Genomic DNA, 320 nt, shown 5'->3' with positions numbered 1-320 from the left:
CGCGACAGTGAGGGGTCTGAGGAGCAATCTAGCGAGCAGCAGCAACAGCAGCGCGAGCAGGAACAGCAACAAATCCAAGAGCTTGCAGAACGTGACCGTGAAGTTCGAACCCACGAACAAGCCCATGCCTCGGTAGGGGGTCAATATGCCGGCTCACCGAGCTACGACTATCAACGTGGTCCAGATGGCAAAAATTACGCGGTGGGTGGAGAAGTACAAATAGATGTGGGCGAAGTACCGGGCGACCCACAAGCAACCATCGAGAAGATGCAGCAGGTACGCTCAGCGGCGTTGGCGCCAGCTGAGCCCTCCGGTGCTGA

At 57.8% G+C, this 320-nt stretch carries 1 protein-coding gene; it reads left to right on the top strand.

Features of this window, described 5'->3' with window-relative positions:
* Nucleotides 1-320 (top strand): putative metalloprotease CJM1_0395 family protein (locus CWC14_RS18635; RefSeq protein ID WP_283957462.1); only part of this gene is annotated, 320 nt, incomplete at both ends.

The sequence above is a fragment of the Pseudoalteromonas sp. S3260 genome (genome assembly GCF_005886925.1).
Taxonomy (GTDB): Bacteria; Pseudomonadota; Gammaproteobacteria; order Enterobacterales; family Alteromonadaceae; genus Pseudoalteromonas; species Pseudoalteromonas tetraodonis.
The sequence above is the reverse complement of the archived record's forward strand: the minus strand, read 5'-3'. Positions and strand labels throughout refer to the sequence as shown.